The sequence below is a fragment of the Sphingomonas sp. S2-65 genome (assembly GCF_021513175.1).
Lineage (GTDB): Bacteria > Pseudomonadota > Alphaproteobacteria > Sphingomonadales > Sphingomonadaceae > Sphingomonas.
On record NZ_CP090953.1, the window covers coordinates 114,193 to 140,122 of the forward strand.

Annotated in this window: 25 protein-coding genes and 1 tRNA gene; 14 read left to right on the top strand and 12 right to left on the bottom strand. The window is 67.6% G+C overall.

Annotated features, from left to right (window positions below; all coding sequences use genetic code 11):
- Positions 1 to 15: 15 nt before the first annotated feature.
- Together LZ586_RS00615 and LZ586_RS00620 are read right to left on the bottom strand one after the other, a co-directional pair.
- The gene (locus LZ586_RS00615; protein WP_235077789.1) at positions 16 to 807 is read right to left on the bottom strand and encodes a MipA/OmpV family protein; all 792 of its coding nucleotides are present in this window, start codon (positions 805 to 807) and stop codon (positions 16 to 18) included.
- A 46-nt stretch (positions 808 to 853) separates the two neighbouring features.
- Entirely contained in the window at positions 854 to 1,795 is a 942-nt protein-coding gene (locus LZ586_RS00620) for an SPOR domain-containing protein (RefSeq protein ID WP_235077790.1), read from the bottom strand.
- Between the two features lie 218 nt (positions 1,796 to 2,013).
- On the opposite strand from LZ586_RS00620, the gene LZ586_RS00625 reads away from it, so the two are divergent.
- The 3 genes from LZ586_RS00625 to LZ586_RS00635 are packed head-to-tail and all read left to right on the top strand — an operon-like array spanning position 2,014 to position 4,770.
- Positions 2,014 to 2,727 carry a ParA family protein gene (locus LZ586_RS00625; RefSeq protein WP_235077791.1) on the top strand — a complete coding sequence of 238 codons (714 nt, stop codon included), beginning with the start codon at positions 2,014 to 2,016 and terminating at the stop codon, positions 2,725 to 2,727.
- A 10-nt stretch (positions 2,728 to 2,737) separates the two neighbouring features.
- Positions 2,738 to 3,373 (top strand): hypothetical protein, encoded by a 636-nt coding sequence (locus tag LZ586_RS00630; protein WP_319938028.1) that lies wholly within the window; start codon positions 2,738 to 2,740, stop codon positions 3,371 to 3,373.
- Between the two features lie 11 nt (positions 3,374 to 3,384).
- Positions 3,385 to 4,770, top strand: a complete 1,386-nt coding sequence (locus LZ586_RS00635) for an SPOR domain-containing protein (RefSeq protein ID WP_235077792.1) — start codon at positions 3,385 to 3,387, stop codon at positions 4,768 to 4,770.
- A 270-nt stretch (positions 4,771 to 5,040) separates the two neighbouring features.
- Here LZ586_RS00635 and LZ586_RS00640 read toward each other — a convergent pair whose 3' ends face one another.
- Positions 5,041 to 6,261 carry a dihydroorotase gene (locus tag LZ586_RS00640; protein WP_235077793.1) on the bottom strand — a complete coding sequence of 407 codons (1,221 nt, stop codon included), beginning with the start codon at positions 6,259 to 6,261 and terminating at the stop codon, positions 5,041 to 5,043.
- Entirely contained in the window at positions 6,258 to 7,247 is a 990-nt protein-coding gene (locus tag LZ586_RS00645; protein WP_235077794.1) for an aspartate carbamoyltransferase catalytic subunit, read from the bottom strand. Before LZ586_RS00645 ends, LZ586_RS00640 begins: the two co-directional genes overlap by 4 nt.
- Positions 7,248 to 7,401: 154 nt before the next feature.
- Between LZ586_RS00645 and LZ586_RS00650 the strand changes: the two genes are divergently transcribed.
- Positions 7,402 to 7,647 (top strand): DUF6894 family protein, encoded by a 246-nt coding sequence (locus LZ586_RS00650; protein ID WP_235077795.1) that lies wholly within the window; start codon positions 7,402 to 7,404, stop codon positions 7,645 to 7,647.
- Between the two features lie 31 nt (positions 7,648 to 7,678).
- Here the strand turns inward: LZ586_RS00650 and ruvX are convergent, their stop codons facing one another.
- Together ruvX and LZ586_RS00660 are read right to left on the bottom strand one after the other, a co-directional pair.
- Positions 7,679 to 8,140, bottom strand: coding sequence for a Holliday junction resolvase RuvX (gene ruvX, locus LZ586_RS00655; protein WP_235077796.1), 462 nt, complete (start codon positions 8,138 to 8,140; stop codon positions 7,679 to 7,681).
- Positions 8,137 to 9,246 carry a DUF3089 domain-containing protein gene (locus LZ586_RS00660; RefSeq protein WP_235077797.1) on the bottom strand — a complete coding sequence of 370 codons (1,110 nt, stop codon included), beginning with the start codon at positions 9,244 to 9,246 and terminating at the stop codon, positions 8,137 to 8,139. Before LZ586_RS00660 ends, ruvX begins: the two co-directional genes overlap by 4 nt.
- Before the next feature lie 130 nt (positions 9,247 to 9,376).
- Here LZ586_RS00660 and gatC point away from each other — a divergent pair, with 130 nt between their 5' ends.
- The 5 genes from gatC (at position 9,377) to LZ586_RS00685 (ending at position 15,155) form a co-directional block, all read left to right on the top strand.
- Positions 9,377 to 9,664, top strand: coding sequence for an Asp-tRNA(Asn)/Glu-tRNA(Gln) amidotransferase subunit GatC (gatC, locus tag LZ586_RS00665; protein ID WP_235077798.1), 288 nt, complete (start codon positions 9,377 to 9,379; stop codon positions 9,662 to 9,664).
- The gene (gene gatA, locus LZ586_RS00670; RefSeq protein WP_235077799.1) at positions 9,661 to 11,145 is read left to right on the top strand and encodes an Asp-tRNA(Asn)/Glu-tRNA(Gln) amidotransferase subunit GatA; all 1,485 of its coding nucleotides are present in this window, start codon (positions 9,661 to 9,663) and stop codon (positions 11,143 to 11,145) included. Before gatC ends, gatA begins: the two co-directional genes overlap by 4 nt.
- 1 nt (position 11,146) lies before the next feature.
- Positions 11,147 to 12,646 carry an Asp-tRNA(Asn)/Glu-tRNA(Gln) amidotransferase subunit GatB gene (gene gatB, locus LZ586_RS00675; RefSeq protein ID WP_235077800.1) on the top strand — a complete coding sequence of 500 codons (1,500 nt, stop codon included), beginning with the start codon at positions 11,147 to 11,149 and terminating at the stop codon, positions 12,644 to 12,646.
- Between the two features lie 281 nt (positions 12,647 to 12,927).
- The gene (locus LZ586_RS00680) at positions 12,928 to 14,460 is read left to right on the top strand and encodes a hypothetical protein (protein ID WP_235077801.1); all 1,533 of its coding nucleotides are present in this window, start codon (positions 12,928 to 12,930) and stop codon (positions 14,458 to 14,460) included.
- Between the two features lie 92 nt (positions 14,461 to 14,552).
- Positions 14,553 to 15,155 carry a peptidylprolyl isomerase gene (locus LZ586_RS00685; protein WP_235077802.1) on the top strand — a complete coding sequence of 201 codons (603 nt, stop codon included), beginning with the start codon at positions 14,553 to 14,555 and terminating at the stop codon, positions 15,153 to 15,155.
- A gap of 3 nt (positions 15,156 to 15,158) precedes the next feature.
- Here the strand turns inward: LZ586_RS00685 and LZ586_RS00690 are convergent, their stop codons facing one another.
- The 3 genes from LZ586_RS00690 to LZ586_RS00700 all read right to left on the bottom strand — a co-directional run bounded on the left by LZ586_RS00690 (position 15,159) and on the right by LZ586_RS00700 (position 16,500).
- Complete coding sequence (locus tag LZ586_RS00690; RefSeq protein ID WP_235077803.1) at positions 15,159 to 15,881, bottom strand: Crp/Fnr family transcriptional regulator; 723 nt, start codon at positions 15,879 to 15,881, stop codon at positions 15,159 to 15,161.
- Between the two features lie 133 nt (positions 15,882 to 16,014).
- Entirely contained in the window at positions 16,015 to 16,233 is a 219-nt protein-coding gene (locus LZ586_RS00695; RefSeq protein WP_235077804.1) for a hypothetical protein, read from the bottom strand.
- A gap of 21 nt (positions 16,234 to 16,254) precedes the next feature.
- Positions 16,255 to 16,500, bottom strand: coding sequence for a hypothetical protein (locus tag LZ586_RS00700; protein WP_235077805.1), 246 nt, complete (start codon positions 16,498 to 16,500; stop codon positions 16,255 to 16,257).
- A 109-nt stretch (positions 16,501 to 16,609) separates the two neighbouring features.
- On the opposite strand from LZ586_RS00700, the gene LZ586_RS00705 reads away from it, so the two are divergent.
- The 3 genes from LZ586_RS00705 (at position 16,610) to LZ586_RS00715 (ending at position 19,517) form a co-directional block, all read left to right on the top strand.
- A tRNA-Leu gene (locus LZ586_RS00705) sits at positions 16,610 to 16,694 on the top strand.
- A gap of 65 nt (positions 16,695 to 16,759) precedes the next feature.
- On the top strand, positions 16,760 to 18,442 hold the full coding sequence (tig, locus tag LZ586_RS00710; protein ID WP_235077806.1) for a trigger factor: 1,683 nt from the start codon (positions 16,760 to 16,762) through the stop codon (positions 18,440 to 18,442).
- A gap of 139 nt (positions 18,443 to 18,581) precedes the next feature.
- Positions 18,582 to 19,517: a glycosyltransferase family 2 protein gene (locus tag LZ586_RS00715; RefSeq protein ID WP_235077807.1), complete on the top strand. Its 936-nt coding sequence runs from the start codon at positions 18,582 to 18,584 to the stop codon at positions 19,515 to 19,517.
- Here the strand turns inward: LZ586_RS00715 and LZ586_RS00720 are convergent.
- Positions 19,481 to 20,794: a hypothetical protein gene (locus LZ586_RS00720; protein WP_235077808.1), complete on the bottom strand. Its 1,314-nt coding sequence runs from the start codon at positions 20,792 to 20,794 to the stop codon at positions 19,481 to 19,483. The genes LZ586_RS00715 and LZ586_RS00720 overlap by 37 nt on opposite strands.
- A gap of 173 nt (positions 20,795 to 20,967) precedes the next feature.
- Here LZ586_RS00720 and LZ586_RS00725 point away from each other — a divergent pair, with 173 nt between their 5' ends.
- Both LZ586_RS00725 and clpX read left to right on the top strand, forming a co-directional pair.
- On the top strand, positions 20,968 to 21,621 hold the full coding sequence (locus LZ586_RS00725) for an ATP-dependent Clp protease proteolytic subunit (RefSeq protein WP_319938063.1): 654 nt from the start codon (positions 20,968 to 20,970) through the stop codon (positions 21,619 to 21,621).
- 147 nt (positions 21,622 to 21,768) lie between these two features.
- Positions 21,769 to 23,034 (top strand): ATP-dependent Clp protease ATP-binding subunit ClpX, encoded by a 1,266-nt coding sequence (clpX, locus tag LZ586_RS00730; RefSeq protein WP_235077809.1) that lies wholly within the window; start codon positions 21,769 to 21,771, stop codon positions 23,032 to 23,034.
- A gap of 56 nt (positions 23,035 to 23,090) precedes the next feature.
- Here clpX and LZ586_RS00735 read toward each other — a convergent pair whose 3' ends face one another.
- Positions 23,091 to 24,167, bottom strand: a complete 1,077-nt coding sequence (locus tag LZ586_RS00735) for a hypothetical protein (RefSeq protein WP_235077810.1) — start codon at positions 24,165 to 24,167, stop codon at positions 23,091 to 23,093.
- Positions 24,164 to 25,891: a M1 family metallopeptidase gene (locus LZ586_RS00740; RefSeq protein WP_235077811.1), complete on the bottom strand. Its 1,728-nt coding sequence runs from the start codon at positions 25,889 to 25,891 to the stop codon at positions 24,164 to 24,166. Before LZ586_RS00740 ends, LZ586_RS00735 begins: the two co-directional genes overlap by 4 nt.
- Between the last annotated feature and the right edge of the window lie 39 nt (positions 25,892 to 25,930).

The window sequence follows — 25,930 nt, forward strand, 5'->3', positions numbered from 1 at the left end:
CTTAGGCCGGGCCGATCAGCGGGTGAAGGTGAAGCTGAGCGAGAGACCACCCGAGAACTGGTCGCGCGAACCATAAGCGCGGGTGATCGGCGAATCGGCGGCGTCGCGGACCAGCCGGTCATATTTGACATAGCCGTAAAGGCCCCAGGTGTCGGTCAGCTGGTAGAGCGCGGTGGCGCTGGCGCCCGCCGCGTGCACGCCGCCGCGAGGGCGGAACTGCGGCAGCCCGGTCGCCGCCGACTCGCGGGGATCGACGCTGAAATAGGCGCGCTGATACTTGCTGTCGGACAGCGAGACGCGCGGGCCCAGCGAGAACAGCCAGCGGTCGCCGTCGCGCACGACATAGTCGAGGCTGAGGTTGCTCACGAGGCCGCCATGGCCGTTGACGCCCTGGCGCAGCTCGGCATGCGCGCGCAGCTGGGGGGCTAGCCAGGCCTGGGCGAAGCCGCCGAGCTCGATGGTGGTGCCGACTTCGTCGATCGGCGCGTCGACTTCCTCTCGGCGGCGGCTGCCCTCGATGTTGAAGGTCGGGCCGATCGCGATGCCGCTGGTGCGGATCAGCGGGATGGCGGCGCTTTCGTCGGCCGCCTCGAAGGCGAAGGGGCGGTCGCCGCGCGTGGTCGACACGTCGATCAGCGGGCGGAGCTTGAGCTCGTCGGAGCCGGGGTAGCTCGGCACCCATTGCGGCCCGAGCGCGAGCCGGATGCGGCGCGGCTCGCGCGGGCCGTCCTGCCCCTGCGCACAAGCGAGCCCGGGGGCGAGAAGGGCGAGGGCCGCGCCGGCGGCCAGCAGGATGTGCTTGGGCATGGTCCGGCAGAGTCGCAGAAGGCCCCGCGTCGCGCAATCGCTTAGTTCAGCGCGGCACCGGCACGCAGGGCGCGACCCGGGCGCAGGATGCCGCGGCCTCGGCGCGCGAGGCGTAGGGGCCGACCAGCAGCTTGGTGAGGCTGCCGGCCTTCACGTAATAGGCTTGGCGGCCCGAGAAGCGGCCCGAGACCTGGCCCCACAGGCGCCGGGCGTTGCCGGGATCGCCGAACGCGCCGAGCTGGACGCGCCAGCCGCCGTCGCGCGCCGGGGCAGGGCGAGGTGCGGGGGTGGGGCGGGGCGCCGGGCGCCTGGTCTCGGGGGAAATTGCGAACGGCGCGGGCTTGACGGCGACAGCGCGCGGCGGCGGGGGGGCTGCTTCCGCGACTTGGACCGGGGGAAGCGGGCGGGGGCCGCGGGCATAATCCTGCTCCATGCGGCGGGCGAGCGCCTGCCCCTTTTGCCGGTCGTCGACGGGCACATATTGGTCCATCTGGGCCAGCGCCTTGGACGCCGCGTCGAGCCCGGCGTGCGAGGCGCGGACGGTGAGCGCATAAGCGCGCACCCAGTCCTTGGCGGCACCGTCGCCGTTGAACAGCATGATGCCCAGGACGTACTGGGCGCGGGCGTCGCCGCGGGCGACGGCGCGCTCGAGCCAGGGCAGCGCCTCGGGACGGCGGCCGTTCTCGAACAGGGCGAGACCGTAATTGGCCTCGGCCTGTTCGTGCCCCTGGCGGGCGGCGCGGCCATACCATTGCTCGGCGAGCGCGAGATCGACCGGCACGCCGCGGCCGAGCTTATAGGCCTGGCCGAGGTTGAACTGCGCGTCGGCATTGCCGGCGTTTGCGGCACCGCGCCAGCGCTCGACCGCGGCGCGGTATTCGCCGCGTTCATACGCCTCGACCCCGGCCTTGACCGGGTCGTCCTGGGCAAGGGCGGGCGTCGTCGCGAGCAGCGCGCCCGCAGCCAAGAGGATCGGCAACAGCTTCATTTCATCCACCCCATACGCACCGCCCAGCCACGTTCCGGCCAAATGCCCGAGGCGGCGGTGCCCATCGTCCTAAAATGCCAGTTAACCTGCATTTGGCAAAGATTTCCTTAGCCATCGCGCAAGGCCCCACAGCGACGGCCCCGGCCCGCGTTAACCTGTTCTTAGAGCCGGGCATGGCATTGGGCAGGCTGCACTTACCGGAGGGATCGAGGGGCTACATGCGCGTTCTGGCGATGGCATCGCAGAAGGGCGGATCGGGCAAGACCACGCTGAGCGGGCACCTGGCGGTGCAGGCACAGCTGGCCGGCCACGGCCCCGTCGTCCTTATCGACATCGATCCGCAAGGGTCGCTGTCCGACTGGTGGAACGAGCGGGACACCGACCTGCCGGCGTTCGCGCAGACCACGGTCGCGCGACTGGCGGGGGACCTGGAGGTCCTGCGCCAGCAAGGCTTCAAGCTGGCGGTGATCGATACGCCGCCCGCGATCACCATGGCGATCCAAAGCGTGATCCAGGTGTCCGAGCTGATCGTGATCCCGACTCGCCCCAGCCCGCACGATCTGCGCGCCGTGGGTGCCACGGTGGATCTGTGCGAGCGCGCCGGCAAGCCGCTGATCTTCGTGGTCAACGCCGCGACTCCGAAGGCGCGAATCACCTCCGAAGCCGCAGTGGCACTGTCCCAGCACGGCACGGTGGCGCCGATCACGCTGCACCACCGCACCGATTTCGCCGCGTCGATGATCGACGGGCGCACGGTCATGGAGACCGACCCGCGCGGAAAGTCCGCGGCGGAAGTCACTGCGCTGTGGACCTATATCTGCGACCGGCTCGAGAAGAATTTCCGCCGCACCGTGTTCACCGCTCCCGCAGCGATGGCGCATTTCGGCACGCCCCGGCCCGCGGGCGGCTTTGGCCGCCGCGTGGTGAGCTGAGGAACCCACGATGATCAGCAATCCCAAGCCGATGGCTTCGCTCTCCTCGGGCCTGCTCGCCCGCAAGGGGCACGCCCGCCCAGCGATGCGCCCGCAAGGCTTTGTCGGGCTCAACCCCGCGACCGCGCAGGACGATCTCGGCTGGAACGACATGGGCGACGACGCCCTGTACCCGGACCTGGGCGGCGAGCCCGTGCCTGCGCCCCGCGGCAAGCCCGTGGTGCTGCGCCAGCGTGACATGCTCGGCAAGCAGTTCGGCGCGGCCGAAGCACCGGCCCCCGAAGTTCAGGCCCCCGAAGTTCAGGCAGATGCTCCTCTGGAGCCGCAGGCTGCCGAGCCAGTCCTGGCCGCGGCCGCGGAGGCACCGGTCGAGGCCGTGGCACCCGCTCCGGTAGCGCTACCCACGGCAGAGGCTCTGCCGAGCGCGATCGTGCAAGTCGTCCGCGAAGTTTCCGCACGCAAGACCAAGGCCGCCTTCACGCTCCGGCTCGACCAGGAACGGCATCTTCGGCTGCGGCTGGCATCGGTGGTGACGCGCCGTTCGGCGCAGCAGCTGGTGTGCCAGGCGCTGGACCAATTTCTCGAATCTCTCACCGACGTCGAGGCGCTGGCGCGTCAGGTCGGCTCGACCAAGCCCCAGGGGTGAAGGACAGGACCATGAACACCCGCAAGATCAAATTCGGATTGTCCGCGCTCACGCTGGGCGGCATGGCCGTCGCCGGCATGGCGAGCCAGGGGCTGACCATCTCGGCCTTTGCCGCCAACGCGCCGAGCGCCAAGAAGGGGGCGGCGGCGGCCAATGCCGCGCGCAAGGCAGTGGCCAAGCGCCAGGGCGACAAGGCGGTGCAGCAGGCCGAAATCGCAGTCGCGAACGATCCGACCAACGCCGAATACCGCGCGCTGCTGGGCCAGGCCTATCTGCTCGCCGGGCGGTTCGCTTCGGCATCGCAGGCGCTGAGCGACGCGCTGACGCTGAACCCGCAGGATGGCGCAGTGGCGCTGAACCTGTCGCTCGCCAAGATCGCGCAGGGCGATTGGGCGGGTGCGCGGGCGATGCTGCAGGCCAATGCCGCGCAGATCCCGGCAAGCGATCGCGGACTGGCGTTCGCGCTGGCGGGCGATCCGGTGACCGCGGTCGACATCCTGATGCCGGCGGCGCGCGACGCGAGCGCGACCGCCAAGACCCGGCAGAACCTGGCGCTGAGCCTGGCGCTGACCGGGCGTTGGAAGGAAGCCGCCGAGATCGCGGCGATGGACGTGTCGCCCGACCAGCTGCAGGCGCGGCTTGCCGGCTGGGTGCAGTTCGCGCGGCCGACCAACGCCTATGACCAGGTCGCGTCGCTGTTGAACGTGCAGCCGGTGGCGGATGCCGGCCAGCCGGTCGCGCTGGCATTGTCGCAGCAACCCAATGTGGCGGTGGCCGCAGCGCCGGCGCCCGCCGCATCGTCGGTCGATCAGTTCATGCCCGGTGTGCCGGCCAATGCCGGCGCCGTGCTGGCGGACGCCGCTCCCGCCGAAGCGCCTGCCGAGGCTGCGCCCGAGCCGGTGCAGGTCGCCGGTACCGGGCCGCAGGTGGTGTTCGGCGCGCGCAGCGAAGTGGTGCAGCCGGTGGCGGCGGTCCGCGTCGCTTCGGTGCCTGCCGCTCGTGCCGCAGCGGCGCCCGCCGCTTCGATGCGGGCCGACAAGCCCGTGCGCGTGGCCAAGGCGGTCGCGCCGAAGCCGGCAGCCGAGCGGGCGAGCCGCCAGGCCGGGAATTATTACGTGCAGCTGGGCGCCTATGCCAATGCCGCGGTCGCGCGGGATGGCTGGGCCCGCTATGCGCGCCGGGTGCCCGGGCTCGCCGGCGTGACGCCGCAGGGCATGAACGTTTCGACCGCAGCCGGGACCTTCTATCGGCTGTCGGTCGGCGGCTTCGCCCGGCAGGACGCCAACGCGCTGTGCCGCCAGGTAAAGGCGAGCGGCGGCATCTGTTTCGTACGCGGCACCGCCGGGGAACAGGTCGCGGCGTGGGTCAAGGGACGGACGCAGGTGGCGTCGCGCTGACGGCGCCGCACTGACGGGGATGGAGTAAGCGAAGCGGTCGGGGCCTTAGTGCCTCGGCCGTTTCTCTTTGTGCGCCGGGTATCCTTTTATGCTCCTCTCCCAAGGCGGCGATGGCATGTGCAGCATGATGGGGGGAGGAAGCCCCGCTGGCTGATTGCTTACCTCCCCCTCCGTCATCCCCGTTGGCGCGGGGCTGCCACCTCCCCCTGGCGGGGGAGGATTGAAGGGCTCCACTCTATCGCTCGTGACCAGGAGAGGAGGGGGGTTCGGTCAGGCGACCGGGGTGCCGCCCTTGTAGAGCGCTAGCACCTTGCCCTGGACGGGGAGGCCGTCAAAGGGGGTGTTGCCGGCGCGGGCGGCCATGCGGGTGGCGTCGATCAGCCAGGGGGCGCCTTCGTCGAGGACGATGAGATCGGCGGGCATGCCGGGCTCCAGCGTGCCGGTTTTCAGGCCGAGGACGCGGGCGGGATTGGCCGCCAGCAGCGCGAACAGGCGCTCGATCGGCAGGACTTCGTCGCGGACCAGGCCGAGGCTCAGCGCGAGCAGGGTGCCGGCGCCCGACATGCCGGGCTCCGCATCGTTGAAGGGGAGGCGCTTTTCCTCCGGGCCGCGAGGGTCGTGGCCCGAAGACAGCACGTCGACCGTGCCGTCGCGAACGGCTTCGCGCGCCGCCTGGCGGTCGCTTTCGTCACGCAGCGGCGGCGAGAGGCGGGCATAGGTGCGGAAGTCGCTGACGGCGATGTCGGACAGCAGCAGGTGCGCCGGAGTGATGCCGCAGGTGACGCGAACGCCGCGGCGCTTGGCCGCGCGGATCAGGTCGAACCCGGCGGCGGTGGTGACCTGGCGGAAATGGATGCGCGCACCGGTCTCCTCGGCCAGCATCACGTCGCGGGTGATGGCGAGCGCTTCGGCGATGGCGGGCGCGGCGGGCAGGCCGAGGCGGGTGGCGGTTTCTCCCTCGGTAGCCGCGGCTCCCTCGGCGAGGCCGCCATCCTCCGCGTGCACGACCACGGTGAGACCGCAGTCATGCGCGTAGGCCAGCACCTTGCGCATCGTGCCCGAGGAGGCGATCCAGCGGCGGCCGGTGGCGACCGCCAGAGCGCCGGCGGAGGCGTTGAGCGCCATTTCGGCGAGGTCGCTGCCCTGGAGGCCCTGAGTCGCGGCGGCGAGCGGGTGGACCCAGAGCGCCGGCTTGCCCGAAAGGGCGGCGCGGCGGACGATGCCGGGATCGTCGAGCACCGGCGACTGATCGGGCATCAGCCCGACGCGGGCGATGCCTCCGGCGCGGGAGGCCTTGCGGTCGACCGCGAACACGCCGAGGTCCACGATCGCGGGGGCGACGGTCTTGCCGCGCACGTCGATGCGCTCGGCATCGCTGGGGATCTCGAAATCGCCGATGGCGGCGATGGTCTCGCCTTCGACCAGCAGGGCGCCGGTCGTGGCACCCTTGGCGGGGCAGACCAGGCGTGCATTGAGGAACACGGTCTTCATGCCCAGCCCTCCACGCCGCGCGCCCTGCGGGTCAGTACGTCGAGGCAGGCCATGCGGACGGCGACGCCCATCTCGACCTGTTCGGTGATCGCGCTGCGTTCGGGGTGATCGGCGACGCTCGAATCGATCTCGACGCCGCGGTTCATCGGGCCGGGGTGCATGACGAGCGCGTCGGGCTTGGCGCGGGCGAGGCGTTCGGGAGTGAGGCCGTAGCGCAAGTGGAATTCGCGGGTGGAGGGGATGTAGCCACCGGACATGCGCTCGTTCTGGACGCGGAGCATCATCACGACGTCGGCGCCTTCGAGCGCTTCGTCGAAGTCGGTGAAGGGCTGGACGTACATCCGCTCGATCGCGGCGGGCATCAGCGTGGGCGGGGCGACGACACGCACCTCGGCGGCGAGCGCGGTGAGCGAGAGCATGTTGGAGCGGGCGACTCGGCTGTGGAGGATGTCGCCGCAGATCACCACGCGCTGGCCGCCGATGCGGCCGCGGCGGCGGCGAATGGTGAGCGCGTCGAGCAGTGCCTGGGTCGGGTGCTCGTGCCAGCCGTCGCCGGCATTGAGCACCGGGCAGTCGACCTTCTGCGCGATCAGGTCGACCGCGCCCGAGCTGGAATGGCGGATGACGATGACGTCGGCACGCATCGCGTTGAGCGTGACGGCGGTGTCGATCAGGGTCTCGCCCTTCTTCACGCTCGATTGCGCGGCGTGCATGTTGACGACGTCGGCGCCCAGGCGCTTGCCGGCGATCTCGAACGATAGCAGCGTGCGGGTGGAGTTTTCGAAAAAGGCATTGATCTGAGTCAGGCCCTCGAGGCGCTTGTCGCTCTTGGCGCGGGTCCGGTTGGCCTCGACCCATTGTTCCGCCTCGTCGAGGAGGAACGTGATCTCGTGCGGCTGGAGGCCGGCGATGCCGGTCAGATGCCGGTGTGGAAAGGCGGCGCGGCCGGGAAGCTGGGCCGCGGGGCTGTGGTCGGAGGCGTGCATTAAAGGCGCTGGGTAGCGGGCGGCGGCGCGGGGCGCAAGCGATCGGTCAGGCCCCGCACGGGATCGATAGCGCGGCGCGCGGGAACCGAGCGGCCCGATCGGAGCTTAGAGATCTGGGTCGCGCCGTACGTCAACCACCATGTGGAGGGCCAGTATGCCTGTGTTCCGACTGACGCTGCGACACGGAGTCGTGGAGCCACTGGACGATATCGAGCTGCCGGATGTCGGCCAGGCGCGGCTGCATGCGATCCGCCGGGCGGGCGAAGTGCTGCAGGCACAGCCGGAGCGGGCGATCGGGCAGGATCTGCGGGTCGAGGTGAGCACGAGCGAGGGACTGCTGCTGTTCAGCGTGATCGTGATCGGCGTCGAGTCGGCGGCGGCCCAGCTGGACCGGAGCTGAGGGACGAGCATGTGCGCGCCGCCGAGCGCGCTCAGACGTTGACGAGGCGGTCGATCGCGGCCTGAAGGATGTGCGCGGCGGCCATGTTGTCGACCATCTCGGCGCGGCGGGCGCGGCTGAAATCCTGCTCGATCAGCGTGCGTTCGACCGCGACGGTGGACCAGCGTTCGTCCCACAACAGGATCGGCACGCCCATGTCGTCGAGATTGCGGGCGAAGGCGCGGGTCGACTGGGTGCGCGGGCTGTCGGTGCCGTCGAGGTTGAGGGGGAGGCCGATCACCAGGCCCTTGACCGACTGCGCGGCGATGAGGGTGGCGAGTTCGGCCTTGTCCTTGGTGAACTTGGTGCGGCGGACCAGCTGTGCGGGCGAGGCGAAGCTCCAGCCGGCGTCGCACAAAGCAGTGCCGATCGTCTTGGTGCCGACGTCGAGGCCGAGCAGGCGGCCGCCGGCGGGCAGGGCGGCATGGTAGGCGGCGGCATCGAGGGTGATCATCGCGCGGCCTCATATGCCTTTAGCCGGCGCTCGGCGTCCTGGCGGGTGTTGGCCCAGAACAGGCTGTAGTCGAAGACGTGGTAGTTGTTGCCGGGCAGGACATACTGGCCGAAATCGGGAGCGCTGCCGCCGATCATCAGGAAGCCGCGGCCCTCGCAGCGGGCGGGTACCGACTGCGTGACGAGGCGGGCCGACTGGAAGTTCTGGTCCGGGATAAGCGTGCCGAGATTGGCCGAGGCGGGGGCCGCACCGCCCTGGTTGCCGGTCAGCGGGTTGGTGCAGACCATCGGGGTGCCAGCGCGGGGCTTGCCGGTGAAGCCGGCGGTCGCGTCGAAGGTGTCGACGATCAGCGACGGGTCGGCGGGCTCGGCGAAGCTCTGCCAGGAGAGGATGCAGCCGGACTGGTCGGCGGCGGCGCAGGCGGGCAGGCCCATCTTGGGAAGATCGGCGGTGAGCGAGACCGGCCAGCCGACGACATAGGCGGCGACGATGCGGCGAGCTATCGGCCTGCCGGCGATGCGGTCCACCAGCAGGCGCGACAAGTGGAGCGCGCCCTGGCTGTGGCCGGCGAGGATGATCGGGCGGTCGCCGGCTTCGCGCACGAACCGGTCGAACGCGGCGAGCACGTCGCGATAGGCGAAGTCGAGCGCCTGGGCTGCCGCGGCCTTGTTGGTCAGGAACGCGCCGAAGGTCGCCTGGCGGTATCGCGGCGCCCAGATCGCGCCGACGCCGTTGAACGCGCTGGCCTGGCCGCGCAGGAACAGGGCGGCGCGGGTGTTGGCGTCGGCATTGTCGAGCGGGGCGTTCCAGGTCTTTGTGTCGAGGAACGAGGTCGGGTGGATGAAGAACACCGCGGCCTTCGGCGCGGCGGCGGGCTGGTAGCCGGTCGGGGTCCATAGCGCGGGATTGCCGGGCTTGTCGGGCCGGGCGATCCACAGGTCGGGGCTGGCATAGGCGTCGGCGCCGGTCGGCTGCAGCGCCACGACCTCGCCTGACGGCACCATGAACCGGCGCATCAGCTGGATGCCGTAAAGGCGGTAGGCGAGCAGGGCGGCGAGGGCGAGCACTACCAGGAATACGACGGCGTAGAGGAACTTCCTGGCCAAACTCGGTCTCCCTTGGGCGAGGCTGCATGACGGGCGGGGCCGCTCACCCGTGCGACATGGGTGCTGCCGATGCAAGCGGGGGGCCATATTAGCGTTGCGCGTGGCGCTCGCGTGATGCTAGCCGCACGCCATGTCCGTAGACACTGCAACCGTGAAGAAAGTGGCGAGCCTCGCCCGGATCGCGATCAGCGATGCCGATGCCGAGCGCCTGGCGCCCGAACTCAACAACATTCTGGGCTGGATCGAGCAGCTGGGCGAGGTCGACACCGCCAATGTCGAGCCGACCACTGCCGTGATCCCCAACAGCCTGCGCCTGCGCGAGGACGTGGTGACCGAGCCCGACCAGCGCGCCGCGGTGCTCGCCAATGCGCCGCAGGGCGAGCACGGCTTCTTCACCGTGCCCAAGGTGGTCGAATGAGCAGCATCACCGATCTGGGCATCGCCCAGCTGCGCGACGGCGTTCGCGAAGGCACCTTCTCCGCAACCGAAGTGGCGACCGCGTTCAACGATGCGGTGGCCAAGGCCAAGCCGCTCAATGCGTTCATCGTCGAGACGCCCGAGCATGCGCTGGCCGCCGCCAAGGCTGCAGACGATGCGCGCGCGGCGGGCGAGACGCTCAAACCGCTGGCCGGCGTGCCGATCGGCATGAAGGACCTGTTCGCCACCAAGGGCGTGCAGACCACCGCGGCGAGCCACATCCTGGAAGGCTTCACGCCGCCGTACGAGTCCACCGTCTCGCAGCGGCTGTGGGATGCGGGCGCGGGGATGCTGGGCAAGCTCAACCTCGACCAGTTCGCGATGGGGTCGTCCAACGAGACGAGCTATTTCGGCAACGTGATTTCGCCCTGGCGCCGCAACGATGGCGGCAATGCGCCGCTGGCACCCGGCGGCTCGTCGGGCGGCAGCTCGTCGGCGGTCGCGGCGCGGATCGCGCCGGGCGCGACGGGCACCGACACCGGCGGCTCGATCCGCCAGCCGGCGGCGTTCGTCGGCATCAGCGGCATCAAGCCGACCTATGGCCGCTGCTCGCGCTGGGGCGTGGTGGCGTTCGCCTCGTCGCTCGACCAGGCCGGGCCGATGGCGCGCGACGTGCGCGACTGCGCGATCATGCTCGAGCATATGGCGGGCTTCGACCCGAAGGACGCGACCTCGCTCGACCTAGCCGTTCCCAAATGGGAAGCGGGGCTGTCGAGCGACCTGAAAGGCAAGCGGATCGGCATTCCCAAGGAATACCGCGTCGCGGGCATGCCCGAAGAGATCGAGGCGCTGTGGCAGCAGGGCATCGCGTGGATGAAGGACGCGGGCGCCGAGATCGTCGACGTCTCGCTGCCGCACACCAAATACGCGCTGCCGGCCTATTACATCATCGCGCCGGCGGAAGCCTCGTCGAACCTCGCCCGCTATGACGGCGTGCGCTACGGCCAGCGCGAGCTGCCCGAGGGCGCGAACCTGCAGGACATGTACGCGGCGACGCGCGCGGCCGGGTTCGGCGAGGAAGTGAAACGCCGCATCCTGATCGGCACCTATGTGCTGTCGGCAGGCTTTTACGACGCCTATTATACCCAGGCGCAGAAGGTGCGGACGCTGATCGCGCAGGACTTCGAGAATGCGTGGACGGTGTGCGACCTGCTGCTCACGCCGACCGCGCCGAGCGCGGCGTTCACGCTGGGTGAGAAGTCGGCCGATCCGTTGGCGATGTATTTGAACGACGTGTTCACCGTACCTTCGAGCCTGGCCGGTTTGCCGGCGATGAGCGTGCCCGGCGGGCTGGACAAAAGCGGGCTTCCGCTGGGCCTCCAGATCATCGGCAAGCCGCTGGACGAGCAGGGCGTGCTGAACGCGAGCCTGGCGATCGAGGAACGGGCAGGCTTCACGGCGCGGCCGGAGGCATGGTGGTAAGATGAGCGACTATCGTATTCAGGGCGACACCGGCGAGTGGGAGGTCGTGATTGGCCTTGAGGTGCACGCGCAGGTCACGTCGAACGCCAAGCTGTTCTCGGGCGCGGCGACGACCTTTGGTGCCGAGCCTAACAGCCAGGTTAGCCTGGTCGACGCGGCGATGCCGGGGATGCTGCCGGTCCCGAACAAGGAGTGCATCCGCCAGGCGGTGCGCACCGGCATGGCGCTGGGCGCGGTGATCAACAAATGGTCGCGCTTCGACCGCAAGAACTATTTCTACGCCGATCTGCCGCAGGGCTATCAGATCAGCCAGCTCTACCACCCGCTGGTGGGCGAGGGCACGCTGGAGATCAGCCTGGACGAGAAGGATCCCGAAGCCTTCACCAAGACGATCGGCATCGAGCGGATCCATGTCGAGCAGGACGCGGGCAAGCTGATGCACGACCAGCATCCGACGCGGTCCTATGTAGACCTCAACCGGTCGGGCGTGGCGCTGATGGAGATCGTGTCGCGGCCCGACATGCGCTCGCCAGCCGAGGCCGGGGCGTATCTGTCCAAGCTGCGCTCGGTGTTGCGCTATGTCGGTTCGTGCGACGGCAACATGGACCAGGGGTCGATGCGCGCCGACGTCAATGTCAGCGTGCGCAAGGTCGGCGACGAACTCGGCACGCGGACCGAGACCAAGAACGTCAACTCGGTGCGCTTCGTCATGCAGGCGATCGAGTTCGAGGCGCGGCGCCAGGTCGAGGTGCTGGAGAGCGGCGGGCGGATCGTCCAGGAGACGCGGCTGTTCGATCCGGATCGCGGCGAAACGCGGTCGATGCGCTCCAAGGAAGACGCGCAGGATTACCGCTACTTCCCCGATCCCGATTTGTTGCCGCTGGTGCTGGACGATGCGTTCCTCGACGCGTGCCAGGCGAGCCTGCCCGAACTGCCCGACGCCAAGCGCCGGCGCTACGAGAGCGATCTGGGGCTAAGCGCGTACAACGCCGCGGTGTTGACCGCCGACGCCGACACGGCGCGCTGGTTCGAGGCGCTGCTGGCCGAGAGCGCGCGGGTGCAGAAAAAGGGTGAGCAGGAAGTCGCGCGGGCGACGGCTAACTGGCTGATCTCCGACCTGTTCGGTGCGCTCAACCGGCTGGGCAAGGGCATCGACGAGAGCCCGGTGAGCCCCGAGCAGGGCGCCGAGCTGCTGGCGCTGGTCGGCGACGGGACGCTTTCGGGATCGCTGGGCAAGCAGGTGTTCGAGATCATGCTGGAAACCGGCGACGCGCCGGGCAAGATCGTCGAAGAGCGCGGGCTGAAGCAGACCAGCGACACCGGCGCGATCGAGGCGGTGATCGCCGAGATCCTGGCCAAGAACCCGAACCAGCTGGAGCAGTATCGCGGCGGCAAGGAAGCGCTGTTCGGCTTCTTCGTGGGGCAGACGATGAAGGCCATGGCCGGCAAGGCGAACCCTGCGGTGGTCAACGAGCTGCTGAAGAAGGCGCTGGCGGGGTAAGGAAGCGATTGGGGAAGCGCGCCACGGGCGTGTGCTTCCCCTTCGTTCAAGTCGAAGCACGGGGTGGCCCCGCGTCCGTAGGGGCGTGGCGGCTCAAGCCTGTTGCATTCTGCTTGTGCACACCGCTACGTCGACGCAGATGTATTAGGTGAGCAATACGCGTCATCTTGATCGGGGGATGCATGCGCTTGACTGGAAAGCTTCATCCGGGGCTCGTGCTCGCATTCTGCGCGGCCGCGCCAGCGACTGCCCATGTTCCCGAAGCTGGCGTCTCGGTGGTCGTGCAGCGCACCGAGCCAGACGCGCTCGTTGTCGGCTTCAGTCTGCCGGCCGGCTGTACCCGGGTCGCTTTCCTCAAGGATGGCCCCGGTGCCGGCACGATCCGATCGCGTTGGCAGCCCCTCAACGGCGGCATTGCGGGTTCTGACGCGCTCACGCACACGGCATCGACCCCGGTCGAGCTGAGGTTCCGGGTTCCCGTGACGAGCGACAAGGTGACGGGCTATCCTGGCTCCTTTCCGGTGGGCGAGGCCGTCTACGCCCACATGTCCAACTATGCAGTCGGTGCGCAATGTGGACCGGTGCGGTACCGCTTCGCCAGCACGGGCGCGGTAGAAACGGCACGTGCGTCATTCGACCGCCGTGCGCCAACCGACGATGATGCGCCTGCGCTCCTGTTTCTCAAACCGCGCTCCGCGGCGCAGGGGCTCGATTATCTTGATCCGGCCCTCAGCCCCGAAGCGGCGGCGCAGATACGCAGAGTGGCGGACGAGACCGCCGCGTTCCTCCACCAGCGGATGCCGCACGCGATCTTCAAAAGGCCAATCATCGCGGCAACGCTGGCGAGCGAACCGGGCGGTCCGAATATTGGCGGAAGCGCGGGAGAGATCCTCCTGCTGTCGCTCTTCAACTGGCCCGCAGCACCGGACCCCGAAGTCCAGCGCAAAATGAACAAGCTCGTGGCGCATGAGATGAGCCACCGCTTTCAGATGCGAGACGCGGTGGAAGGCTATCGCGATGCGCGCCTGATCCACGAGGGGGGCGCGGAGTTTCTGCGCTGGGCGGTATCGCTGGAGCGGGGCTGGCTGACTCCCGAACAGGCCGGAGCAGAGCTCGACGATGCGCTTGCTACCTGCATGTTGGCGACGCGGGAGCGTAGTTGGCGCGCGGTCCCCGCGAACGAGGTTGCCGCCAATTGGCTGGAATATAGCTGCGGTCTTCCCGCCTATGTCTATGCGCTGGCCGCGCGGCAGGGCGAGGGTAGCCCCTTCGGCAGGATAGACGCCTTCTATAACCAGCTTCGCGCCGGTGCCGCGCCGGATTTTGCCTCCGCTATCGAATGCGGCGACAAGCCGTGCCAGCCGCGGGTCCTGACCAGCCTGCTTTCGGGGACCGCGCCGATGCCGGATGCGTGGGCGAATATCCTCGACTCAGGTCGGCTCGCCATGCGGCGTCCTCCCACCCAGGCCCAGATCGATGCGATGATGTTGCAGGCGATAACCACGCTGGTGAAGGATGACTGCAATGGCGACAGCAGCATGACGCCCACTGCCAGGAATATCCTGATCGATGGGATGAAGGCGTGCAAAACCACGCGCGTGGACATCGACGTCGAGCAGATCGAAGGCAAACCGGTGTTCGGCAACGGCGACGCTCTGCCCGCGATGGTTGCGGCGTGTGGTGTGCGGAAAAAGGTCATGCTTGGATTGAAGGGCGGGGGCGTGCTGGCACTGCCGTGCAGCACACCTTATCGGGCGTCGACCCACTTCTATGCTGCAGATATGAAGAAGATCATCCGCAAACTCCTGGGATGACCTTTGATAGCTGCTCGCCCCGCAGCTTCAGACATTCCCCTGCTGCTGCGTCTGGCCTAAGTTCCTCGTGAACCACCTCTGCCGGAGAGTATATGTACCGTCTGGTCCTGTCGTTCCTGTGCCTGTTGATCGGCTCGTCCGCGCTTGCGCAGACCGGGCCTGCGGAGAATCCGCGCGTCGTGATCGAGACCAGTGCCGGGCGGATCGTCGCCGAAGTCTATGCCGACAAGGCCCCGGTCAGCGCGCGCAATTTCCTGCGGTACGTCGATGCCAAGCGGCTGGACGGGATCAGCTTTTACCGCACGGTGAAGGTGCAGGATCATTTCGGCTTCGTGCAGTTCGGCGTGCAGAACGCGCCGGCCAGGATGTACCCGCCGATCAAGCATGAGCCGAGCAGCCAGACCGGCGTGAAGCATCTTGACGGAACGCTGTCGATGCCGCGGCTGGCGCCGGGGACCGCGCGGGGAGAGTTCACGATCAGCGTAGGCGACCAGGCTTCGTTCGATGCCGATCCGAGCCGCCCGGGCGACAATCTGGGCTATGCCGCGTTCGCCCGCGTGGTCGAGGGGATGGACGTGGTGGTGAAGATCATGGACGCGCCGGTTTCGCCGACCAAGACGCTGGCGGGCAGCTTCAAGGGCGAAGTGCCGGCCGCGCCGGTCAGGATACTGAGCGTGCGGCGGTTGGCGCCCTGATCCTCAGCGTGGCCGCTTCCGGTCGAGATAAAGATAGGTCGGGTCGAAATCGGCCATGTCGCGCAGGCCGGGAAGATCGTGGATGGTCACGCGGCCACTGCGGAACTCGACCAGCCCGGTTTCGCGAAGCTCCTTGAGTACGCGGTTGACGTGTACCGGAGTGAGCCCGAGGCATTCGGCGAGCACGCCCTGGGTGAGGGGGAGGTCATAGTGGCGCTCCGAGGCTAGCCCGACGATCTGGAGGCGGATCTGCATCTCGCAGAATAACTGGGCGATACGCTGGATCGCGCTGCGGCGGCCGAGCGAAAGTTCCCATTCGCGGTGAATCGCCGCGTCGAGATTGGTGTTGAACCAATAAACGCGGGTGAGGTGCGGGTGCCGCTCGGTGATCGCGGTCAGCGCCTTGTGCGGCACGCGGGCGATCCGGCACGGCGTAAGCGTCATGACGCTGTGATCGAGATATTGCAGCGTGAAGCTGTGGAGATCGGCGAAATCGCCAGCGACGTGCAGTTCGGTGATCTGGCGCTGACCGTCGGTCAGATCCTTGTACCGGCAGAGGATCCCGTCGAGCACGATCGTCGAATGGTCCAGCACCTTGCCTGGTGTGACGAAGGTGTGGTCAGCCGGCAGCATCACGGTTTCGCTCACGGCGGAACGAATGGCCTGTTCTTCCTCGGCGCTGATATCGTCGCGCGCGCGAAGCTTGAGCAGGTGCTTTTCGATCATAGGCTCTTTCTGTGGTTGGGAAGCACGCAGCTACCGCTTTGCGCAACGACGAAGGGAGCGCAATTGATCCATGTGAGCCTGGACTGAGGAGATGCCCCGCCGCTGGTCGGGCGGCGGGGCGCTCCGAGTGGGGTTATTGCTGCATCTTGTCCTGGTTCTTCACTTCGCCGGCGGTGCCGCTGACGCCGTCCTCCTCACCGGGACCCGACGCGACGCCGCTTTTGGCGCCACCGCCGGCAGCGTCGGCTTCGTCCGAGCGGGACTGCACCGCCTGCTCGATGTCGGAGCGCGGGTCTTCGGCCTCGTCGGTGAGGGGGCCGCGGGGAACGCCTTCGAGCTTGTTGTCGGTCATGCGTGATACTCCTTCGTGCTGTCAGGCCATGGGCTGGGCGGGGGCGTAGCCGGGATCGCCGCCGGGCTGGGGCGAGGGCACATCGATGTTGGGGGTTGGCGGACTGATCTCGGGCGGGGGGGCGGAGGGCTGGCCTGGCTGGGTGGGCTCCGGCTGCTGTGGCACCGGCGTTTCGGGCGGGGCGGGCGTGGGGGTGCCCGGACTGGGCTCGCCCGGAGTCTCCTGGGGCGGCGTGCTCGGCTGGGGAATCGGTGGTTCTACGGGCATGGTCGCTCTCCTTGTCGCGTCCTGAACGCCGGGCGAGGCGCCCAAGTTGCTTCGCGACTTGCCCCGTGCACCATGACTGCTATAGAGCCGCCCGACCGGCGGTGCCCCTGCGGGCGTGGCGGAACTGGTAGACGCGCCAGATTTAGGTTCTGGTATCGAAAGGTGTGGGGGTTCGAGTCCCTTCGCCCGCACCAGGCACCGCCGCTCACTTCAGTGCTGGACGCCGCCCACTCTTTTCACTGTTTGGAAGCCCGAGAGAATGCAGACTGTCGAGACGTTGAACGAGGGGCTGAAGCGCGCCTACACGCTGACCATCACTGCCGCCGACATCGATTCGAAGGTCGATGCCGAAGTGAAGCGGGTCGCTCCCCAGGTGCGCATGCCCGGCTTCCGCCCCGGCAAGGTGCCGGTGAACCTGGTGCGCAAGATGCACGGCGAGGCGATGGCCCAGGACGCGCTCAACAACGCGATCCAGGAAGGCATCCAGACGCTGATCGCGAACAACAAGATCCGTCCGGCGATGCAGCCGTCGGTGAGCCTGGAGGGCGACTATGCCCCGGGCAAGGACGCCGAGATCAAGGTCGAGCTCGAAGTGCTTCCTGACGTTCCGGCGCCGTCGATCGATGGCCTGAAGCTCGAGCGGCTGACCGTGCCGGTTGCCGACGAGGCCGTGAACGAGCAGCTCGAGCAGCTCGCCAGCAACCAGAAGGGCTGGAACGACGCCGAGGAAGGCCATGCCGCCGCGCAGGGCGACCAGGTGACGATGGATTTCGTCGGCAAGACCGCCGACGGCGTCGCCTTCGAGGGCGGCACCGGCACCGACATGGCCGTAGAGATCGGCTCGGGCCGTCTGATCCCGGGCTTCGAGGACCAGCTGGTCGGCGTGAAGGTCGGTGACGAGAAGACGATCGAAGTCACCTTCCCGGAAGATTACGGCTCCAAGGATCTGGCCGGCAAGCCCGCCACCTTCGAGCTGAAGATCACCAAGGTGCAGACCGCCGGCGAGACCAAGATCGACGACGATTTCGCCAAGCAGCTGGGGCTCCAGGACCTGGAGCAGCTGACCGGTCTGCTCAAGGGACAGATCGAGCAGCAGCTCAACGGCCTGACCCGCACCTACATGAAGCGCAAGCTGCTCGACCAGCTCGCCGCCGGCCACGACTTCCCGGTGCCGCCGTCGATGGTGGAAGCCGAGTTCGACCAGATCTGGCAGCAGCTGCAGCACGAGACCGAGCATGAAGCCGATCCGGAAGCGGCCAAGGCCGAGCTGGAGAGCGAGCGCGATGATTACCGCAAGATCGCCGAGCGCCGCGTGCGCCTGGGCCTGCTCCTGTCGGAGATCGGCACCGCCAACGGCGTCGAAGTGAGCCAGCAGGAAATGAGCCGGCTGATCCAGCAGGCCGCCCAGCAGTACAGCCCGCAGGACCGCCAGCGCTTCATGCAGTATGTCCAGCAGGAGCCGATGGCCGCCGCCCAGCTGCGCGCCCCGCTGTTCGAGGACAAGGTCGTCGACTTCCTCTTCGAGAAGGCGGAGATCAGCGACCGCGAAGTGACTCGCGAAGAGCTGGAAGCCGCGATCGAGAGCGATGACGGCTTCGCGTCGGGCACCCATGTGCATGATCACGATCATGACCATGATCACGACCACAAGCCGGCCAAGAAGAAGGCCGCCAAGAAGGCTGTAGCCACCGAGGAAGCTGCTTCGGACGACGCGCCCCAGGCGGAGGAACCGGCGAAGAAGGCTGGCACCAAGAAGTCGCCCGCCAAGACCGACGCCGTAGTCGAAGCGCCGACCGACGAGCTGGTCGAAGCCGAGCCGGCGAAGAAGGGCGCAACCAAGAAGGCGCCCGCGAAGAAGGTTGAGGCCGCGGAAGGTGGCGAAGGCGAGGAAGCCCCCGCCAAGCCGAAGAAGGCACCGGCAAAGAAGAAGGCCGAGGGCTGACAACGGCTTTGCCATCCCGGCGTGAAGCCGGGGTGCTGATATTCTGAGAAAAGCCCGCTCTTTGGTGAGAAGAGTGGGCTTTTCTTTTGCCCCGAGCTGAGGAAAGAACGGTGTCGAATGCGCCGTTCGGGGAGTTTCGATGGTCAACATGCCCCGCGTCGCGGTTCTTCTGCCCTGCTACAACGAGGAAGCCGCGATCGGCCAGACCGTCGCCGCGTTTCGCGCGGCGCTGCCCGGTGCCGCCATCTATGTCTATGACAACAACAGCCGCGACCGGACGATCGAGGTAGCGCGCGAAGCAGGGGCGGTGGTCCGCAGCGAGCGGATGCAGGGCAAGGGCAATGTCGTGCGGCGGATGTTCGCCGATGTCGACGCCGACATCTATGTGATGGCGGACGGCGATGCGACCTATGACGCCAGCGTCGTTCCCGCGATGGTCGAGCGGCTGGTCGGCGAGGGGCTGGACATGATCGTCGGCACGAGGGTGCATGAGGCGGCGGAGGCGTATCGCCGCGGCCATGTGCTGGGTAATCGCGCGATGACCGGCTTCCTGGCGGGGCTTTTCGGCCGCAGCTTCACCGACATCTTCTCAGGCTACCGGGTATTCTCGCGCCGGTTCGTGAAGAGCTTCCCGGTGCTGTCGTCCGGGTTCGAGATCGAGACCGAGATCAGCGTCCATGCGCTGGAACTCAAGATGCCGGTGGGCGAGATGGAAACCCGCTATTTCGCGCGGGTCGAAGGCTCGGCGTCGAAGCTCAGCACCTATCGCGACGGTGCCCGTATCCTGCGCACGATCGTCACGCTGTACCGCTATGAGAGGCCGATGTTCTTCTTTGGGTGGATCGCGAGCTTGTTCGCGCTGCTGGCGGTCCTCCTGGCCGTTCCGTTGGCGGTGACGTACGTCCAGACCGGGCTGGTGCCGCGCTTCCCGACCGCGATCCTCGCGACCGGATTGATGATCCTGGCGTTCCTGAACCTGTTCAGCGGGCTGATCCTGGACACGGTCGTTCGCGGGCGGCGCGAGATGCGGCGGCTGGCTTATCTGGCCCAGCCGGGACCGTTCCTGCCGCTATAGTAGCGAAAGCCGGTGATCAGCGCTTCAACCGCCAGATAGCCAAGCAGGCCATAGACCAGATAGATGTAGCGCGACATCGGCTGGAGCAGCGCATAGGGCAGCGCGACGACGCCGACATAGATCGCGAGCAGCGGATAGCCGGGCCGGCGGCGATACAGGCCGATCGCAAGGCCGATCAGGCCAAGCAGGTTGACCAGCGAGATCGTCAGCGCGCGGGCGTCACGCAAGCCTTCCCAGCCAGTGAAGTACATCTGCCATGCGCGAGGAAAGAAGAACTCGCGCAGATGGCGCAGCGTCAGTCGCGCGAAAGCCACGGGATGGCTGGCGACCCAGTGCCATGTCCGAGTGCCGAGTTCGCGGAAATAAGCGACTTCGCCGCCGGCGGCCCGGAGCGCCGCCTGGCCGCGGCCATGGGGGTCATAGGGGTGGATCTCGTCGAGCCGCTGGGCGAAAACCCGCTCGGGGTTTGCGCCCGATACGGCGCCGGGGTGATTGGCGAGCGCGAATTCGAGGCCGAAATTGCTGCGGATCAGCACTGGCGCGCCCATGACCTGCGCGTTCCGGATCGCCCAAGGGGTGAGGACAAGCGCGAGAGCGATGGCCGCCAACACGGCGAACCGGGCCGCGTGGCGAAATGGCAGGCGGGTCAGCGCGAACCATCCCCAGCACGCGTCGACCGCCAATCCTACCGGTGGGCAATAGAAGAAGGTGAGCGCGCACAGGCCCGAAACGAACAGCATCCTGCGCCAGCCAAAGCCGCCGGCTTCCTGATAGCGCAGGATCAGCAGGAGGTTCGCCGCGGCCAGGCATACCGCGCCGGCGCCTTCCCAGAAACGGAAGTCCAGCACTTCCTGCGGCACGAACGGCGGGGCGAGGCATAGCAGCGCCAACCCCCAGCGGGCGACCAGCGGATCGCTGCCTAGCCTGCGGAACAGCGCCTGGAGGAGGAGGTAAGCGGCTGCGGTCTGGGCCAGTGACCAGACCAGCAGCGCCACCGCTGCAGTTCGGCCCACCCCGAACAGCCAGATCGGAAGGGCGGCGATCGCCGAACTGGCCGGCAGCAGATGTGCGGTCGGTCCGTAGCCAGGGAAATAGGCGTCGGCGATCCCGCGGCCCTGTGCAATCGCAAGCGCGAGGTTCGTCGCCTCAGCCGTGGTGTAGAAGCCGTCGACGGGGCCCTGGACGCGGACCAGCCAGACCAGCCGCAGCACCAAGCCACCCAACAGGACGAACCAGACGAAGCGGCGGTCTTCGTGCGAGAGCTTTGGAACGTGCATCAGGGACGTCATAGGCCCTTAAGGGTCGACGCCGGGTTAACCATCACCGCCGGCTGTCGCGACTGTCTGCCGCGGGCCGCACTACGGCCTTTTGCCGACTAGCCCCCTTGCGCGGCTTTGCAGGAGCGCCGATGTATGCTGCCGGGCAAAACGACAAGATGAGACTTCCCCACATGCATCCGCTTTCCGGTCAGATGACCATCGACCCCGTCACCGGGGGCCTCGTTCCTATCGTCATCGAACAGTCGAGCCGCGGCGAGCGCAGCTTCGATATCTTTTCGCGCCTGCTGCGCGAGCGCATCGTGTTCGTGACCGGCGGCGTCGAGGACCAGATGGCCTCGCTGATCACGGCACAGCTGCTCTTCCTCGAGTCCGAGAACCCGAAGAAGGACATCTGGATGTACATCAACTCGCCGGGCGGCGTGGTGACGGCGGGCATGGCAATCCATGACACGATGCAGTATATCCGTCCGCGCGTCGGCACGGTGTGCATCGGCCAGGCCGCTTCGATGGGGTCGTTCCTGCTGGCGGCAGGTGAGCCGGGTCTGCGCGTGGCGCTGACCAACGCCCGCATCATGGTGCATCAGCCCTCGGGAGGTGCGCAGGGCATGGCGTCGGACATCGAGATCCAGGCTAAGGAGATTCTCCGAATTCGCCGGCGCATGAATGACCTGTATGCCAAGTATACGGGCAAGCCGCTGGACGAGATCGAGCGCGCGATGGACCGCGATACGTTCCTGGAGGCAGACGAGGCCAAGGCCTTCGGACTGGTCGACGAGGTCTACGAAAAGCGGCCTGGAGCGACCGACGAAACGGCGAGCGCGTAAGGATTTCAATATTTTGCCGTCCGCGTGACTGAAACGTGGACGGCAAGGAACCGCAAGGCTGCGGGCCGATTATGGATTGCCGGAGGATGTTCCGCATGTAGGATGCGGAACCCTGTTACCACGTCCGGCGCGTGAAGGATGGATTGAATGACCAAGCTCAGCGGCGGCGACTCCAAGAGCACGCTTTACTGCTCGTTCTGCGGCAAGTCGCAGCACGAAGTCCGTAAGCTCATCGCCGGCCCGACCGTGTTCATCTGCGACGAGTGCGTCGAGCTGTGCAACGACATCATCCGCGAGGAAACCAAGTCCGCGCTGGTGTCGAAGAAGGACGGCGGCGTACCGACCCCGCAGGAGATCTGCGACGTTCTCGACGATTATGTCATCGGCCAGAAGCGCGCCAAGCGCGTGCTCTCGGTGGCGGTGCACAACCACTATAAGCGCCTGAACCACGGCCAGAAGGGCGCGGACGTCGAGCTGTCGAAGTCCAACATCCTGCTCGTCGGGCCGACCGGTTGCGGCAAGACGCTGCTGGCGCAGACGCTGGCGCGCATCCTGGACGTGCCGTTCACGATGGCCGATGCTACGACGCTCACCGAGGCTGGCTATGTCGGCGAGGATGTCGAGAACATCATCCTCAAGCTGCTCCAGGCCTCCGACTATAATGTCGAGCGGGCGCAGCGCGGGATCGTCTATATCGACGAGATCGACAAGATCAGCCGCAAGGCCGAGAACCCGTCGATCACGCGCGACGTGTCGGGCGAGGGCGTGCAGCAGGCGCTGCTCAAGCTGATGGAAGGTACGACCGCTTCTGTGCCTCCGCAGGGTGGCCGCAAGCATCCGCAGCAGGAATTCCTGCAGGTGGACACGACCAACATCCTGTTCATCTGCGGCGGCGCGTTCGCCGGCCTGGAAAAGATCATCGGCGACCGCCTGCAGGGCAAGTCGATCGGTTTCGGCGCGCATGTCGCCGGGCCGGACGAGCGCAAGACCGGCGAGACGCTGAAGAGCGTGGAGCCCGAGGATCTGCTGAAGTTCGGCCTGATCCCCGAGTTCGTCGGCCGTCTGCCCGTCATCGCGACGCTGGAAGACCTGGACGTCGACGCGCTGATGAAGATCCTGACCGAGCCGAAGAACGCGCTGGTCAAGCAGTATCAGAAGCTGTTCGACATGGAGGACGTGAAGCTGGGCTTCAACGAGGACGCGCTGGTCGCGATCTCGAAGCGGGCGATCGAGCGCAAGACGGGCGCGCGCGGACTTCGCTCGATCCTGGAAGGCATTCTGCTCGACACGATGTTCGACCTGCCCAGCATGGACGGTGTCGACGAGGTGATGGTCGACAAGGATGTGGTCGCCGGCACGAAGGAGCCGGTGCGGATCTACGCCAAGAAGGAAAAGGCCGGCAGCGCGGCGTAAGCCGATACTGCCGAGAAGGTTTGGGGGCGCGGTCCGCGAGGGCCGCGCCCTTTCTCTTATGGCTGGCGGTGCAGGGCAGGGCCGTTAAGCGCTTGCCATGGGATCACCGCCCAATCCGGCGCGTCGCAGGCGCGATTCACGCGCGGGAAATAGGCGCCGACGAACAAGCCGTCGGCAGTGAGGTACCAGGCGGGAAAATCCCAGACCTCGGGATCGGCATAGTTGCACTCGTCCTCTTCGGCATTCTCAGCCGGGGCGGTCATCTCTTCGGGGTGATAGCGGGTCAGCAATGCGACGAGGCCCGGCGCGAAGCGGTCGCCGCGATAGCTGTACCACGTCGACGAGTCCTCCGCGGGCGGCGGGCCGTCGCCGAAGCGGAGCAGGTCCTCCAGCTTCAGCGGGTCCCCCGTGCGCGCGTCATATGTGAAGCCGCTGGTCCCGAAGTCGGGGTGGGCCGCGCCGGAGCAGCTCCAGGCCGACTGCCACGCATAGCTGAGGAAGCGTTCGTCGAGATGGGGCACGCTGGCCTCATCGGTGTCGACGCCGGTGCCGCCTTCGCGGGCCGCGCAGTCGAACCATTGCTGGACGTGGCGCCACTGAGTCTCGGCAAGCGCGGCGTTGATCTTGTCGCGGGCGGGAGCGGTATAGCCGTCCTCAAGCCGGAACAGGCGGGTGTGCGACTGCGGCTCGACATACCAGCGGATGGTGCGGGTGCCGATCCGCTGCATGGGGCCGGGAGCAAGGGTAAGCCCGGCGAGTTGCAAGCGGGCATAACCATCGAGATCGGCGGGTGCGCCGGGCGGGCGTGACGGCAGCGTGGCGAGACGCAGCGACACCGGCAAGGTGCGGCCCTTGCTGGTGGTCAGCGTGCCGGTCAGGCGCGGGCCTTGCCGCGTCAGCACCAATTTGTCCTCGGTCAGCCGCGACTCGAGCGTAAAGGTTTCGCCATGGCGTTCGCCGCTCAGGTCGCTGTCGAAGCGAGTGCGGCGGTAGAAGTAGCGGCCCACGGCTTCGTCGGTGCCATGATCGAGTTCCAGGACCATCGGGGCGGGTCCGGCGGACCCCTCATAGAGGGTCTGCGCGGTTGCCGAGGCGGGCAGCAGCGCGGCGAAGAGCAGTGCGGCGCGGATCATTGGCCACCGCGCTGCGCATAGGCCTGGTAGGCGTCAACCGCGGCCGAGCGCTTGAGGATGCGCGCGGCGGGGTCGATCACCACATGCGCGCCGTTCGGGACGGTGAGCGTCCCGATGCCGCCGTTCATCGCTACGCTTTGAACCTTGCCGTCCACTTGCACCTCGATCGGGAGCGGGAAAGGGGTTTCGCCGGCTGTCCGCCAGCGCAGCGTCAGCTGGGTGCCGGTGCGGGTCTCGATCAGTTCGGGGAGCGCGGCCTGGCGGAGATAGACGTCGAAGAACCAGTTCAGGTCCTTGCCGGTCACTTGGTTGACGATGGCGATGTATTCGGGCGTGCTGGCAAAGCGTGGCTGGAAATTACCCGGTTTGGGATCGGGGCGGCCATAGACCAGGCGGCGCGTGACTTCCCAGAAATCCTTGTCGCCGATCAGGTTGCGCAGGGTGTGGAGCACCCAGGCGCCCTTGACGTAGATGTCGCTGCCCGGCCCCCCCTTGCTGGTCTCATAGACGTCCTCTTCGGTCCTGATCCGCCCCGAGACGATCGGGGCGAGGTTCATGATCTGGTTGCGGAAATCGTCCATCATCGCGGCGTAGCGCGCCTCGCCCTCGCGCCAGCGGCCGTAGAGCGGCTGGAAATATTGGGCGTATCCTTCGTGCAGCCAGTAATCGTCCCAATTGGCGGCCGACATCTGGTTGCCGAACCATTCGTGGGCGAGCTCGTGCTGGAAGATCTCGTCGAACCCGGACGGCGTCTTCTTGTAGTTGTTGCCATAGGCGTTGATGGTTTGGTGCTCCATGCCGAGATGGGGCGTCTCGACGACGCCGACCTTTTCATCGGACCAGGGATAGGGGCCGAGCACCTGTTCGAAGAAGTCGAGCGTCGGGGCGAATTCGGCGAACAGCGCCTGCGCCTTTGCCTCGCGCCCGGGCAGATACCAATAGGACATCGGGACGGTGTAGCCGAACCGGCTTTTGTACGGGGCGCTCACTTCCTTGTACGGCGCGATGTTCAACGCGACGGAATAGGGGTTGGGGCTGCGCGCCTTCCAATGCCAGATGGTGCGGCCATCGGGCAAGTTCTCAACCCGCTGGAGCACGCCGTTGGACGGAGCGGACAGGCCGGCGGGGACGGTGATGTGGAGGTCGACCGTGTCCGGCTCGCCGCGAGGGAAGTCGAGGCAGGGCCAGAACAGATCGCAGCCATAGCCCTCCGCCGTGGTAGCGACCCAGGGGCTGCCGCCGGGCGTTTTGCTCCAGACGATCCCGTCGTCCCACGGCGCGCGCACCGCGACGTGCGGCGTGCCGCCATAGGCGATGCGCACCACCGCGCGGGCATTGGCCGGAAGGGGGCGCGGCAGGGTGATGGCGAGCCGACCCACGGGATTGGCCCAGGCGCCGGGTTGAAGCGGAGTGCCGTCGATGCTGACCGCGCTCACCGGCAGGTTCTTGTCCAAGTCGATCAGAAGCCTGCGCTGCGGGGCGGACGTGCGCAGCGTCAGCGTCGCCGCGCCTTGAAGCGTCCGCGTGTCGGGATGCACTTCGATCGCGAGGTCGGCATGCTCGAGATGAAGCGCTGCGCGCTCCGGATCGATGGGGCCGCCCGACTCCTGAGTCGTCGCGGTGATCGGCGGCTCGCCCGGGCGCACCTGCTGCGCAGCGGCTGGACTCGCCAGCGCGGACATCGAAGCGAGAAGAAGCAGGCGGGTGGTGATAGAAACCTCCATCGGGCGGGTTTACGGCAAGGGTTAGACGGAGCGGCTAGC